Origin of the sequence: Streptomyces sp. NPDC018031 (assembly GCF_044327625.1) — a bacterium.
Classification (GTDB): domain Bacteria; phylum Actinomycetota; class Actinomycetes; order Streptomycetales; family Streptomycetaceae; genus Streptomyces.
Genome location: NZ_JBIRFT010000001.1, coordinates 695,901 through 708,768 on the forward strand (window position 1 = coordinate 695,901; position 12,868 = coordinate 708,768).

The 12,868-nt window shown below is 73.2% G+C and carries 10 protein-coding genes and 1 pseudogene; 6 read left to right on the plus strand and 5 right to left on the minus strand.

Annotation, left to right across the window (positions count from 1 at the left end; genetic code table 11):
- The first annotated feature begins 161 nt into the window (after positions 1-161).
- Positions 162-1,787 (plus strand): MFS transporter, encoded by a 1,626-nt coding sequence (locus ACH4B3_RS02960; RefSeq protein WP_398460938.1) that lies wholly within the window; start codon positions 162-164, stop codon positions 1,785-1,787.
- Here the strand turns inward: ACH4B3_RS02960 and ACH4B3_RS02965 are convergent.
- Positions 1,711-4,305, minus strand: a complete 2,595-nt coding sequence (locus ACH4B3_RS02965; protein ID WP_398460939.1) for a SpoIIE family protein phosphatase — start codon at positions 4,303-4,305, stop codon at positions 1,711-1,713. The two genes, ACH4B3_RS02960 and ACH4B3_RS02965, sit on opposite strands and share 77 nt — an antisense overlap.
- A 376-nt stretch (positions 4,306-4,681) precedes the next feature.
- Here ACH4B3_RS02965 and ACH4B3_RS02970 point away from each other — a divergent pair, with 376 nt between their 5' ends.
- A complete protein-coding gene (locus ACH4B3_RS02970; protein ID WP_398460940.1) occupies positions 4,682-4,966 on the plus strand; it encodes a hypothetical protein in 285 nt (94 codons plus the stop codon).
- A gap of 258 nt (positions 4,967-5,224) precedes the next feature.
- Here the strand turns inward: ACH4B3_RS02970 and ACH4B3_RS02975 are convergent, their stop codons facing one another.
- Positions 5,225-5,695 (minus strand): Lrp/AsnC family transcriptional regulator, encoded by a 471-nt coding sequence (locus tag ACH4B3_RS02975; RefSeq protein WP_398460941.1) that lies wholly within the window; start codon positions 5,693-5,695, stop codon positions 5,225-5,227.
- 241 nt (positions 5,696-5,936) lie between these two features.
- On the opposite strand from ACH4B3_RS02975, the gene ACH4B3_RS02980 reads away from it, so the two are divergent.
- Together ACH4B3_RS02980 and ACH4B3_RS02985 are read left to right on the plus strand one after the other, a co-directional pair.
- On the plus strand, positions 5,937-6,662 hold the full coding sequence (locus ACH4B3_RS02980) for a HEAT repeat domain-containing protein (RefSeq protein WP_398460942.1): 726 nt from the start codon (positions 5,937-5,939) through the stop codon (positions 6,660-6,662).
- Positions 6,663-6,715: 53 nt separating this feature from the next.
- Positions 6,716-7,297 carry a Uma2 family endonuclease gene (locus ACH4B3_RS02985; RefSeq protein WP_398460943.1) on the plus strand — a complete coding sequence of 194 codons (582 nt, stop codon included), beginning with the start codon at positions 6,716-6,718 and terminating at the stop codon, positions 7,295-7,297.
- Positions 7,298-7,409: 112 nt separating this feature from the next.
- On the opposite strand, the gene ychF is transcribed toward ACH4B3_RS02985, so the two are convergent.
- Positions 7,410-8,498, minus strand: coding sequence for a redox-regulated ATPase YchF (gene ychF / locus ACH4B3_RS02990; RefSeq protein WP_398460944.1), 1,089 nt, complete (start codon positions 8,496-8,498; stop codon positions 7,410-7,412).
- 431 nt (positions 8,499-8,929) lie between these two features.
- On the opposite strand from ychF, the pseudogene ACH4B3_RS02995 reads away from it, so the two are divergent.
- Positions 8,930-9,169: pseudogene (locus tag ACH4B3_RS02995) on the plus strand (DUF6542 domain-containing protein); the annotation flags it as partial.
- Between the two features lie 61 nt (positions 9,170-9,230).
- On the opposite strand, the gene ppgK reads toward ACH4B3_RS02995, so the two are convergent.
- Entirely contained in the window at positions 9,231-10,100 is an 870-nt protein-coding gene (gene ppgK, locus ACH4B3_RS03000; RefSeq protein ID WP_398460945.1) for a polyphosphate--glucose phosphotransferase, read from the minus strand.
- Between the two features lie 139 nt (positions 10,101-10,239).
- Entirely contained in the window at positions 10,240-11,241 is a 1,002-nt protein-coding gene (locus ACH4B3_RS03005) for a 4-hydroxy-3-methylbut-2-enyl diphosphate reductase (protein ID WP_398460946.1), read from the minus strand.
- Positions 11,242-11,344: 103 nt separating this feature from the next.
- Between ACH4B3_RS03005 and ACH4B3_RS03010 the strand changes: the two genes are divergently transcribed.
- On the plus strand, positions 11,345-12,712 hold the full coding sequence (locus tag ACH4B3_RS03010; RefSeq protein ID WP_398460947.1) for an APC family permease: 1,368 nt from the start codon (positions 11,345-11,347) through the stop codon (positions 12,710-12,712).
- Positions 12,713-12,868: the final 156 nt, after the last annotated feature.

Sequence of the window (12,868 nt, forward strand, 5' to 3'; positions counted from 1 at the left end):
ATGGCGACGGGCCGTGCCATGGCGGCCCGCACCCCGGCCCGGGAATGCCTCCACGGCATACCACCATGCCAAATACACATGGCCTTCGATTCTCCTCGACCCGCCTGCCGCAAAGCAGTTGAATAACACGGCCAGCGCCCGCAGCGGACCTACGGAGAGCAATGGCCGACAGCAGCACCGGCGCGGACCGGAAATGGTGGGCATTCACCGGGGTGGGAATTCTCAGCTTCCTCGGCTGCATCGACCTCACGATCGTCAACACCGCCGCGCCCGACATCCAGAGCCACTTCGACGCCACCGTCACCGAACTCCAGCTGATCGTCAACATGTTCATCGTCGCCCTGTCGATGTTCATGGTGACCATGGGCAGACTCGCCGACCTCCACGGCCGCCGCCGGGTGCTCTACTGCGGCACCGTGGTGTTCGGCGCCGCCTCGCTGGGCGCCGGGTTCGCCGAGGACGTCACCTGGCTGGTGATCTGCCGCTTCGCCCAGGGCGCGGCCTGCGCGGTCCTCTACACCAGCACCGGCGCCATCGTCTCCGCCACCTTCCCGGAGCACGAGCGCGGCAAGGCCATCGGGGCGCTGTACGGCGTGAACGGGCTCGGGCTGGCCATCGGGCCGATGCTCGGCGGCTTCCTGGTCAGCTGGCTGAGCTGGCGCTGGGTGTTCTGGCTGAACGTCCCGCTGATCGTCGTCGCCCTGCTGATCTGCGTGCCCACGGTCCGCGAGTCGCGCAGCGAGGAACGCGGCGGGGTCGACCCCGTCGGGCTGTGCCTGCTCACCGCCGGACTGCCGGCCGTGGTCCTCGGACTCACCCTGGGCGACAGCTGGGGATGGGCCTCGGGCCGCGTCCTGGGGCTGCTGATCGGCGGCGGCGTCGCGCTCGCCGCGTTCTGCCACGCGGAACGCAAGGTGCGCCATCCGATGATCCAGTTCCGGCTCTTCGCGCACCGGGATTTCCTCAGCGCCATCGTCGCCGATTTCTCCCTCGCCTTCTTCTACTGCACCGCTCTTTTCCTGATCCCGCTGTATCTGCATTCCGTACGCGGCTACGAGGGTCATGTCACCGGATTGCTGCTGCTGCCGTGCACCGCCGTGGTCGCGGTACTCTCCCCGCTCGTCGGACGGCTCGTCGACCGGTACCGGCCGCACCGCCTGCTGTGCGCCGGATTCGTGGCCTTCGCGGTCGCCGCGCTGCTGCTGGCCCATCTCACCCCGGACCGCGGCACCGGCTATCTGATCACCGCGTTCACCGCGATGGGCGTCGGCTGGGCCCTGGTCCTCGGACCGGCCACGGTCGCCTCGCTCTCCGCGGTCCCGCCGCGGCTGGCCGGCACCGCCGTGGGCTCCTCCTGGACCTTCCACAACCTCGGCGGCGCGTTCGGGCTCGCCGCCGGCATGGCGGCGTACCGCTGGTCCGCGGAGGACGCGCTCCACCAGGACCTGGCCGACCGGGGGATCCCCGACGGCGACTGGGTCGACGAGGTCGTCGCCGCCCCGGACGACGGCCCCGAACTCCTCGCGGACCACACCGAACTGACCGACGCGGAGATCTCCCAGGTCTTCGGGGACTTCTTCACCAGCGGGAACCGGTCCGCCATGTGGCTGCTGTTCGCGGTGTCCCTGACCGCGCTCGCCGTGATCGCGGTGGGCCTGCGGTCCCGGGGCGGCCGGCCCGCCGAGCGGCGGGAGCCCGCGGACCCGCCGCTCACCGACCCGCGCAGCGCGCCAGCAGCAGTGCCATGTCATCCGGCCGGTCCGCCGTCCGGCGGGCCACCTGTATGACGCTGTCCGCCAGGTCCTCCAGCGAGTCCACCGGGGTGCGGGACAAGCTCTCGCGCAGCGTGCGGACGCCCTCGTCGATGTCCTGGCCCGGCTGCTCCACCAGACCGTCCGTGTACAGCGACAGCACCGCGCCGGGCGGCAGTTCCACCGGCGTCACCGGGTAGTCCTCGTGGGCGTCGACGCCGAGCATCAGGCCCCCTTCGACGTCGAGCACCTCGGTGTGGCCGCCCGGATGCCGCACCATCGGGGAGGTGTGCCCGGCCCGGACCGCCAGTCCCCGGCCGGTGCGCGGGTCCAACTCCAGGTAGCAGCAGGTCGCGCAGACCCCGGCGTCGAGGTGGGCCAGCAGGCTGTTGGTGCGGCCCACCACCTCGGCGGGGCCCGCGTCGCTGGTCGCCAGCGCGTTCACCGCGCTGCGCAGCTGGCCCATCACCGCGGCGGCGGCCACGCTGTGGCCCTCCACGTCCCCGATCACCAGCGCCACGCCCCCGGCCGTCTCGATGACGTCGTACCAGTCACCGCCGATCTCCATCCCCTGGGTGCCGGGCAGGTAGCGCGCGGCGGCGTGCAGCCCGCGCACCGGGGGCAGCCGGTGCGGCAGCAGCGCGTCCTGCAGCCCCCGGGCCAGGGTGAACTCCGCGTCGTACAGCCGCGCCCGCTCCAGCGCCTGGGCCACCAGACCGCCCAGGGCGGTCAGCGCGGCCCGCTCGTCGCTGGTGAACGCGTGCGTCGCGTCGTAGCCGAGGATGCACGAGCCCACCGGATGGCCCGAGGCGATCAGCGGCAGGAACGCCCAGGACCGCATCCGGTCCATGGCGATGCCCGGGTAGGCGCCGGCCAGCTGCTCGGGGGACTCGAAGAAGATCGGCACCCCGGAGGTGAGCGCCTCCACCCCCGGCAGCCGGACGTCCAGCCCGACGCCCTCGAACCGGTCGAGGAAGCCCTCCGGGTAGCCGGACTCCCAGGCCAGGTACATCCGCCGGTCCCGGACCAGGTAGAGCGCCAGCTCATGGCCGCCGAACATGGGCAGCAGCTGGTCGGCCACCGCCCGGCAGACCTCCCGTACGGTGACCGCCTCGGTCAGCACACTCGCCATGTGCACCACGTGGTAGAGGGCGCCCGGGCGGGTTACCGCCACCGGCGTGGAGATCTCCGCCCCGGTCTCCGGCACCGGGGTCTCGGCCGCCGCCCGGTCCCGCGGTGGCGGGCTGCTCGGCACCACCCGGCCGGTGAGCCCGTGCACGTCGGGGTAGAGCAGGAAGCCGAGCCACTCCCCCACCGGGTGCCGCACCAGGAACGACGTGGCCTGCTGGGAGAGCATCGCCGCCCGGTAGCGGTCCTCGTACGCCGGGTCGGAGAGCCAGGTCATCACCTGCCACGGGTAGCGGCCCAGCAGATCCTCGCGGGCGCAGCGCAGCAGCTGCTCGCAGCGGCGGTTGGCGTAGCTGACCCGGCCGTCCTGGTCGAGGGAGAACACCCCGTCCGGCAGCCGCTCGGCGGCCTCGGCCGCGGTGGTGCCGGAGACGGCGTCCACCACCACCCCCACCAGGCGCCGCCCCGCGCCGCCGGGGGGCGGCGGTCCCTCCTCCGGAAGCTCCACGGTGCGGCCCCACAGCTCGACGGGCCGGTACCGCACATCGTCGTACTCGGTGTCCGCCCAGCTCACCCGGCCCGCCGCGGCGTCGGCCGCGGCCGGGCCCGCCCCGTACACCGGGCCGCTCTCGGCGACCCGGAACATCCGTCCCCGGATCAGCCCCTCCGCCTCCGCGTCCTGCTCCGCCGCCCGCAGCTCGTGCCGGTCCTCCGGGCAGAGCCGGTCCTGCAGGTCCGCGATGGTGCCCCCGAAGCTCTCCGGGTCGGTGCCGAGCACCGCGCACGCCTTCTCGTCGGCCCGGAACTCACCGGTGTCGAGGTTCCAGTCGACCAGCCCCACCCGTACGCCGGGGACCTCGCCGGGCAGCCGCACGCTCACCGGCTCACCGTCGTACTCGACCGGCCCGCTCCGCCTCGCCCGCGCGGCCAGCGACGTGCCCAGCGCCTCCGCGGCGGCCATCGGGGCCCGCACGCCGTCACCCGTCGCGGACTCCACGGCGACCGACCACAGCACCACGATCACGCCCACCACCTCGCCGCCGACCCACACCGGCTGGTAGTGCGAGGCGAACCGGTACGGCAGGCCGACCAGCATCTGCGGATAGCGGCGCATCGTCTCGCCCTCGTCGGCCAGGTGGACCGGGCGCCCGGTCCGGAACGCCTCCGGCGCGGGCAGCGCGCCGCCGACCGGGAGACGCCACCACAGCTTCACCACCGACCGGGGCAGACCGGTGACCATCGCCATCACCAGCGACCGCCGGTCCGGGGAGCGCAGATAGACCGCGCCCCCGTAGGCACCGGCGTGCTGCACGGCGTCGATGAGGTGCGCGGCCAGGACGTCCTCGAGCTCGGAGCCACCCGGGCCGCCGACCCCATCGCCGTCGGCCCACGGTGCCCCGGTAGGCCCCCGTGTCGCCTCACCCATCTCGCGCCCTCCCGGCACGGACGCCCAACGGTCCTCCTCACCAGCATGTGCCAAGCCCGCCGGGTCGGCGCGCCGGGCCGCCCCGGCCGGCCCGGCTCACCGGGCACCCGGCAGGCGCCGGCCGTACCGTAGGAGCGGCGCGGCGCTCCGTGCGAACGGCGTGCCCTGGGAGCGGCGCGGTGTTCCCTGGGAGCGGCGCGGTGTTCGGTGCGAGCGGCGCGGTGTTCGGTGCGAGCGACGCGGCGCTCCGTGCGAACGGCGCGGTGTTCCGTGCGAACGGCGCGGCGTGCCCTGGGAGCGGCGCGGTGTTCGGTGCGAGCGGCGCGGCGGCGGCCCGCGCACCGCCGCGGTGGCGACCCGGAAGGAGCCCCTTGCGATGGCAGTGCTGATGGAGATCGAGTACTCCGGTGTGACGGCCGAGCAGTACGACCTGCTGCAGCGCCGCGCCGGCACCCGCTCCGGCCGGGCCATCCCCGGGCTGATCAGCCACGCAGCGGTGATCAGCGAGGACGGCCTGCGGGTCGTGGACGTCTGGGAGTCCGCGGCCGCCATGGAAGCCTTCCTGCCGGCCCTGCGGCCCGCCCTCGCGGAAGCCGGCTTCCCCGACCCCGCCGGCCCGCCCCGGGTGTCCCCGCTGCACCACGTGCACGTGGGGGCCTGACGGGCCAGGGCGTCCGGGCCCTGGATTCCGGGTTCCGAGCCCCCTGGGAGGGTGCGGCCCCGACGGTCCCGGACGCCGGGAGGGCGGGGACCGGGAGGGCACCGGGGCCGGAGGGCCTGAGGACTGCACCGGACCTCAGGGAGCGTGCCGCCCCGGGCGGCCTTGGGTGCGGGGATGCGGCCCCGGACCCCGAGGAGCGCGGAGCCCGGACGGCCTTGGGCCGGAGGTGAGCGGCCCCCGGTCCCAGGGAGAAGGCGGTCAGCCCTCCCGCACCGCCTCGGGGCCGGCGTCCAGCACCGGCCGCTCGAAGAAGCTCTCCAGGACGACCGTCGCCTGCGTACCGCTGACCCCGTCGATCGCGTAGAGACGCCGCAGCACGTCCTGGAGCTGCTCGGTCGTCGCCGTGCGCACCTTCACCAGCACCGACGCACTGCCCGCGATGACGTGCGCCTCCTGGATCTCCGGAATGGCCGCGAACGCGTCGGCCGAGTCCCCCATCCAGGACGTCGACTCCACCATGACGAAGGCGAGCACCCCCCGGCCCACCGCCGCCGGGTCGACGTCGACGCCGGTACGCCGGATCACCCCGCGCTCGCGCAGCTTCCGCACCCGCTCATGGGTGGCGCCCGCCGACAGCCCGACCGCCTTGCCGAGCGCGGCATAGGAACTGGTGGCGTCCCGCTGGAGCAGCGCGAGCAGTTCGAGGTCGACGTCATCCACCTTCTTCATGGCGCCACCCTAGGGCCACCCGCCCAGGGCCGGTCCGGCCCCGCGGCGGACCCGGCCGGGGCGGGAGGCCGCTGCCCCGGCGGCTGACCGGCCGCGGCGGAAATGCGTGGCACAGCGCCCCGGCGGTCCGTGAGACTGCGCGGGTGAGTCACCGCCACCCCTGCCCCCGCTGCGGGCACCGCGTCACGGACAAGACACCCGGGCTGCCCACCTTCCGGCGCCGCGACCTCCGCACGGCGTCATGACCTCCCGCATCGAGGAACTCGTCCGGCAGCTCGACGGTGAATCCGGCGCCTCCTACGACGCCCGCGCGGAGCTGATCTGGATCGGCCCCGACGTCATCCCCGCCATCGTCGACGGGCTGCACTCGCTCGGCGGCTTCGGCCGGCTTACCGCCATCGAGGTCTTCGAGGAGCTCGCGGACCCCCGGTGCGGCCCGGCCCTGATCGGCCTGCTGGAGGGCGACGACCCCACCGTCCGGCAATGGGCGGCGACGGCCCTGGCGGGCCTGGAGATCGAGGAGGCGGTCGAGCCCCTGCGCCGTGCCTACCGCGCCTGCCTGGCACGGGCGACCCCGCCCGACTGGGCCGAGCCGGCCGAGATCCGCTGGGCGCTGACCGCGCTCGGCGCCCGCACCCCCGTGGTCCCCCCGTTCACCGCCCGCCTCCAGGACGTCGCCCCGGCCGGCACCCCCGGCTGGCCCTCGGCCCACTTCGCCGAGATCGTCAACGACCTCGCCGACCATGCCCAGGTGGTCCTGTGCTCCCAGTTCTGGCGGGTGGACGCCGGGCGCACCTACGGTCTCCCCGACACCGGCGTGGACTGGGAACCCGACTGGTCCGCACCCTGGGACCAGCTGGTCGAAGAGGCCCGCACCCGGTCCCTGCTGGAAGCCTCCGCGGCCCCCGTAGCCGACGACGTCTTCGTCGCCATCACCTGGATCGACCGCACCGACCCGCAGCCCTGACGGATCACCGGCGCAGGGCCCCTCTCGTCGGCATCAATCGCTAGGGTTGGCTCATGACCGCTCTGCCCGACTGGATGCGCCCGCCGCGCGCGGAAGGCTGGTTCGCGGAGGACCTGGACCGCCTCCCCGAGGCGCCCCGCCACACCGAGCTCATCGACGGAGCACTCGTCTTCATGATGTCGCCCCAGCGGTCGTGGCATGGCCGCCTCGTCACCGCCCTGACCACCACGCTCATGGCGCAGGCTCCGACTGGCTTCGAGGTCGAGCGTGAGATGACGATCCGCCTCGATGCCCGCAACCGCCCGGAGCCGGACCTCCTGCTGACGGACCTGCCCTACGACCCCGACCGCACCTGGTACGCCCCGGAGGCCGTGAAGCTCGTCGTCGAGGCGGTATCCCCCGAATCCGCCCATCGCGATCGCACCGTGAAGCTTCGCAAATACGCAGAGGCCGGCATCCCGCATTACTGGTGCATCGAAGACGAGGACGGGGCGCCCGTCGTCCATGTCTACGAACTCGACGAACCGACCGGCGCCTACGCGCCCGCCGGCATCTTCCGGGGCACCCTCCGGCGCCCGGTGCCCTTCGGAATCAGCATCGACCTGGACGGGCTCACGCCGCCCCGAAGCAAGTGAAAAGTCAGCACCACGTCAGCACGGGAATGTGGAAGGGGCCGGACTCAGCAGAGTACGACCCCTTCTGAACTGCACGTTGAAGGAAACCATCTCACGTGCGGCAACGAACTGGTCAGACGTTGAAGCGGAACTCCACCACGTCCCCGTCCTGCATCACGTAGTCCTTGCCCTCCATGCGGGCCTTGCCGGCCGCGCGGGCGTCGGCGACGGAGCCGGTCTCGACCAGGTCGCCGAAGGAGATGACCTCCGCCTTGATGAAGCCCTTCTGGAAGTCGGTGTGGATGACACCGGCGGCTTCGGGGGCGGTGGCGCCCTTCTTGATGGTCCAGGCCCGGGACTCCTTGGGGCCGGCGGTGAGGTAGGTCTGCAGGCCGAGGGTGTCGAAGCCGACGCGGGCGAGGGTGGCGAGGCCGGGTTCCTCCTGGCCGACCGACTGGAGGAGTTCCAGGGCCTCGGCCTCGTCCAGCTCGGCGAGGTCGGATTCCAGCTTGGCGTTGAGGAAGATCGCCTCGGCGGGGGCGACCAGGGCCCGCTGCTCGTCCTTGAAGGCGTCGTCGACCAGCTCGTCCTCGTCGACGTTGAAGACGTAGAGGAAGGGCTTGGTGGTGAGCAGGTGCAGGTCGTGGAGGATGGCGGCCTGCTCGGTGCCCTGGACGATGCCGGCGGAGAACAGGGTGCGGCCCTCCTCCAGGATGGCCTTGACCTCCTCGACGGCCTTGACCTTGGGCGCCACGTCCTTCTTGATGCGGGCTTCCTTGGTCAGGCGCGGCAGGACCTTCTCGATGGTCTGGAGGTCGGCGAGGATCAGCTCGGTGTTGATCGTCTCGATGTCGTCCTTGGGCGACACCTTGCCGTCGACGTGGACCACGTTCTCGTCCTTGAAGGCCCGGATGACCTGGCAGATCGCGTCCGACTCGCGGATGTTCGCCAGGAACTTGTTGCCCAGGCCCTCGCCCTCGCTGGCGCCGCGCACGATGCCGGCGATGTCGACGAAGTCGACCGTGGCGGGGAGCTTGCGCTGGGAGGAGAAGATCTCCGCGAGCTTGTCCAGCCGGGGGTCCGGGACCCCGACGACGCCGACGTTCGGCTCGATGGTGGCGAACGGGTAGTTGGCCGCCAGCACGTCGTTCTTGGTCAGGGCGTTGAACAGGGTCGACTTGCCGACATTCGGCAGACCGACGATTCCGATCGTGAGCGACACGTGGCGACTTCCCGTAGCGAGAAAATGGAGTAAAGGGACCGGGCCCGGTCAGGGCCGGTCCCCCAGTCTACGGGGCGGGCCCGGGAGGGCGGCGCGGCGGCGGCGCCCCTGTCCGACGATCGTTCGAACGCACCGCCAAGGTGGATCAAACTGCGTGTCCATCGCCCGGTTCCGCACACCTGTGGGCCTACGTTGGTGGGGTGGAGTCACACAGCACGCGCACCCCCCGCCGTACCGCGGCCCCCTCGCCGCGACCCGCCGCCGACGACGCCCACGCATCCCACGCCCCGCACGCCGCCGAGGGCGGGCGGGGCCCCGGCCACCCGGCGCACCGCCCGGCCACCGCGGCGTCCTCCGTGCTGACCGCCGTCCGGCGGTTGCCCAGTCCCCGGCTGACCGGCTTCGGCATCGCCCTGCTCGCCGGGCTGGCCATGGTCGCCACCGGCTGCCTGGACGCCCTGCTGCTGTCCGGCTCCCCGGTCGCGTACGGGGTGCTGTACATGCTGGTCAGCGCGGTCTGCGGGCTGTGGGTACGGCCCGCGGACCTGGCGATGGCACCGGTGGTGGTGCCGATCGCCTTCCTGCTGGGTCTGGTGCCGATCAACGACGGCGAACAAGGGGTGGCCAGCCAGGCGATGGGCGTGTTCACCTCGCTGTCGCTGCACGCGGGCTGGCTGTACGCGGGGACCCTGGTCGCCGGGCTGATCGTGCTGGTGCGCCGGGCGGCGCTGGTCAACCGGCGCCGGCTGCGGCGCCGTCGCCAGGAGTCCCGCCGGCCGGGGACGCCGGGCCGGCAGGGCCGGGAGCGTCGTCCGGGCCGGCTCCGGCGGGCCGGGGACCAGGAGCGTTCCGGGCCGCCCGGGGATCCGCGGCGGCAGCCATCCCCGCCCCCACGATCCCCGCGTTGTTCCGCAGCTCGGCAGGGACGATCTCAGCCCTGATGCCCTCGATCAGCGGCAGGAACTTCGCGGCCTTGCGGCTCACTCCGCCGCCGATGACGAACAGCTCGGGTGAGAAGAGCATCTCGACGTGGGCGAGGTACTTGCGGACCCGGTGCGCCCACTGCTGCCAGTTCAGGTCGTGGTCGTCCTTGGCCTTGCTGGAGGCGCGTTTCTCCGCCTCGTGACCGGCCAGCTCCAGATGGCCCAGCTCGGTGTTGGGCACCAGCCGCCCGTCGACGAAGACGGCGCTGCCGATGCCGGTGCCGAAGGTGAGCAGGATGACGGTGCCGGTACGGCCGCGCCCCGCGCCGAAGGTCATCTCCGCGAAACCGGCCGCGTCCGCGTCGTTGAGCACGGTGACCGGCGAGCCGACCCGCTCGCCGAGCATCCGGGCCACGTCGACCCCGATCCAGCCCTTGTCGACGTTGGCCGCGGAACGGGCCGTGCCGTGCGTGACCACGCCGGGGAAGGTGACCCCGACCGGCCGTCCCGACCAGCCGAAGTGCTCCGTCACCTCGCGCACCCGGTCCGCGACCGCGTCCGGGGTGGACGGCTGGGGGGTGAGCACCTTGAAGCGCTCCTCGGCCAGCTCGCCCCGTGCCAGGTCCACCGGGGCTCCCTTGATCCCCGACCCGCCGATGTCCACACCGAGTACGTCCATAGGGTCCAAGGCTAGGGCCCGGCGCCCCGCGCCACCCGCCGATCGGCCGTCTTTCCTGCGGGGCGGGGGCGGTGGACGGCGGGGACGCGGGCCGGCCGGCCGCCGCGGGGCGGCGCGGCCGCGGCCCGGGCCGCGGGGGTCACTCCCCGGCCGCGGCCGCCGCCTCGGCGCGCAGGTCCCGGCGCAGCTCCTTGGGGAGCGAGAAGGTGATGCTCTCCTCGGCCGCGGTGACCACCTCGACGTCCTCGAACCCGCGCTGGGCGAGCCATTCCAGTACGCCCTGCACCAGGATCTCCGGCACGGAGGCGCCGGAGGTGACGCCGACGGTGCCGACCCCGTCCAGCCACGCCTCGTCGATCTCGTCGGCGAAGTCCACCAGGTGGGCGTCGCGGGCACCGGCGCCCAGGGCGACCTCGACCAGCCGGACCGAGTTGGAGGAGTTCTTGGAGCCGACGACGATCACCAGGTCGGCCTCGGCACCCATCTGCTTGACCGCGGTCTGGCGGTTCTGGGTGGCGTAGCAGATGTCGTCGCTGGGCGGGCTGAGCAGCTGGGGGAAGCGCTGCTTGAGCGCGTCGACGGTCTCCATGGTCTCGTCCACCGAAAGGGTGGTCTGGGAGAGCCAGACGACCTTGGACTCGTCTCGGACCTTCACGTTCTCCACGTCGCCGGGGCCGTCGACCAGGGTGATGTGCTCGGGCGCCTCGCCGCTGGTGCCGATGACCTCCTCGTGGCCCTCGTGGCCGATGAGCAGGATGTCGTAGTCGTCCTTGGCGAACCGGACCGCTTCCTTGTGGACCTTGGTGACCAGCGGGCAGGTCGCGTCGATGGTCGCGAGCTTCCGCTCCCTGGCCTCCTCGTGCACCACCGGGGCGACACCGTGCGCGGAGAAGATCACGATGGAGCCCTCGGGGACGTCCTCGGTCTCGTCGACGAAGATCGCGCCCTTCTTCTCCAGGGTCTGCACCACGTACTTGTTGTGCACGATCTCCTTGCGCACGTAGACGGGCGCGCCGTACTGCTCCAGCGCCTTCTCGACGGCGATCACGGCACGGTCGACTCCCGCGCAGTACCCGCGGGGGGCGGCGAGCAGGACCCGACGGGCGGAGGCGGACGAGGGGCGGCCTGTCGTAGCAGTCATGCCCTCCATCGTAAGGCCGTGGCGCAGACCGGAAAGCGCGGAGCGGTGGCCCAGACTGGGGGCGGAGCGCCTGGATCCGCCACGTGAGGCACGAGGAGGCACGATGGCCACGGTGTCCGAGCGCGGCGCGGACACCGGCGGGCTGCGCCGTACGCTGACCTTCCGCGACCTGGTCGTCTACGGTCTGCTCTTCATCGCGCCGATGGCCCCGGTGGGCGTGTTCGGCACCCTGGACGCCAAATCGGACGGCGCGGTCGCGCTGGTCTACGTGGTGGCGACCGTCGCCATGGCGTTCACTGCGTACTCCTACGCCCAGATGGTGCGGGTGGCCCCGCAGGCCGGGTCGGTCTTCACCTACGCCCGGCTCGGGCTCGGCGAGGGCGCCGGGTTCATCGCCGGGTGGATGGCGATGCTGGACTACCTGCTGATCCCCGCGGTGGCGTACCTGTTCTCCGGGATCGCGCTGGAGGCCCTGGTGCCGGACGTGCACCGGTGGGTGTGGACCGCGATCGCGGTGGTGGTGACGACCGGGCTCAACCTGTGGGGGGTGCGGGCCGCGGCCCGGGTCGGCTTCCTGGTGCTGGCGATGGAGATCGTGGTGCTGCTGGTGTTCGTGGCGGCGGCGGTGGTGGAGCTGGCGGCGAGCGGCCCGCAGCGCGACTGGTGGTCGCCGTTCGGCGGCCAGGGCGACTTCTCGACCGGCGCGGTGTTCGGCGCGGTGTCCGTGGCGGTCCTGTCCTATCTGGGGTTCGACGCCATCGCCTCGTTCGCCGAGGAGACCGCGGGCGGCGCGGGGCGGGTGGCCCGGGCGGTGCTGACCTGCCTGGTGCTGGCGGGCGTGCTGTTCGTGCTGCAGGCGTACCTGGCCGCGCTGCTGTCGCCGGCGTCGGCGGACGAGCTGGCGGACGACCCGGCGAAGCAGGGGCCGGCCTTCTACGACGCGGTGGACTCGGCCGTGGGTTCCTGGCTGCACGACCTGGTGGCGGTGAGCAAGGCGATCGGGGCGGCGTTCGCGGCGCTGGCCGGGCAGGCTGCGGCCGGCCGGCTGGTGTTCGCGATGGCCCGGGAGCGGCGGCTGCCCGGGGTGCTGGCGAAGGTGGACCCGCACAGCGGGGTGCCGCGCCGGGCGGTCCTGCTGTCGGCGACGGTGACGCTGGTGGCGGCCGTGTGGGCGGCCCGGCGCGACGACGGGCTGGACCGGCTGGTGTCGGTGGTGGACATCGGCGCGCTGACCGCGTTCACCCTGCTGCACGCGTCGGTGATCGGCTGGTTCTGGGTGCGGCGGCGGGCGGCCGCGCCGCACCCGGTCCGGCATGTGCTGATCCCGGTGGTGGGCATGGGGGTGACGGTCGCGGTGATCGTCGAGGCGTCGGAGACGGCGCAGCTCATCGGCGCCGTGTGGTTCGCGGTGGGGCTGGCGGTGCTCCTCGCCGACCTGCTCCGGGCACGGGCAAGGGGCGGCCGGACCTGACGCGGGACGGTTTCACCGGGCCGGGTGCGCGGAGCGCGCAGGCGCGGGGCGCCTGGGGGCGGCCGGGCGTGGGTGCGCAGGTGTCTGGGGCCCGGGCGCGGGTGCGGGCGCGCGGGTGTCCGGGGCCGGGCGCGACGGGCGGTGGCTCGCAGGTCG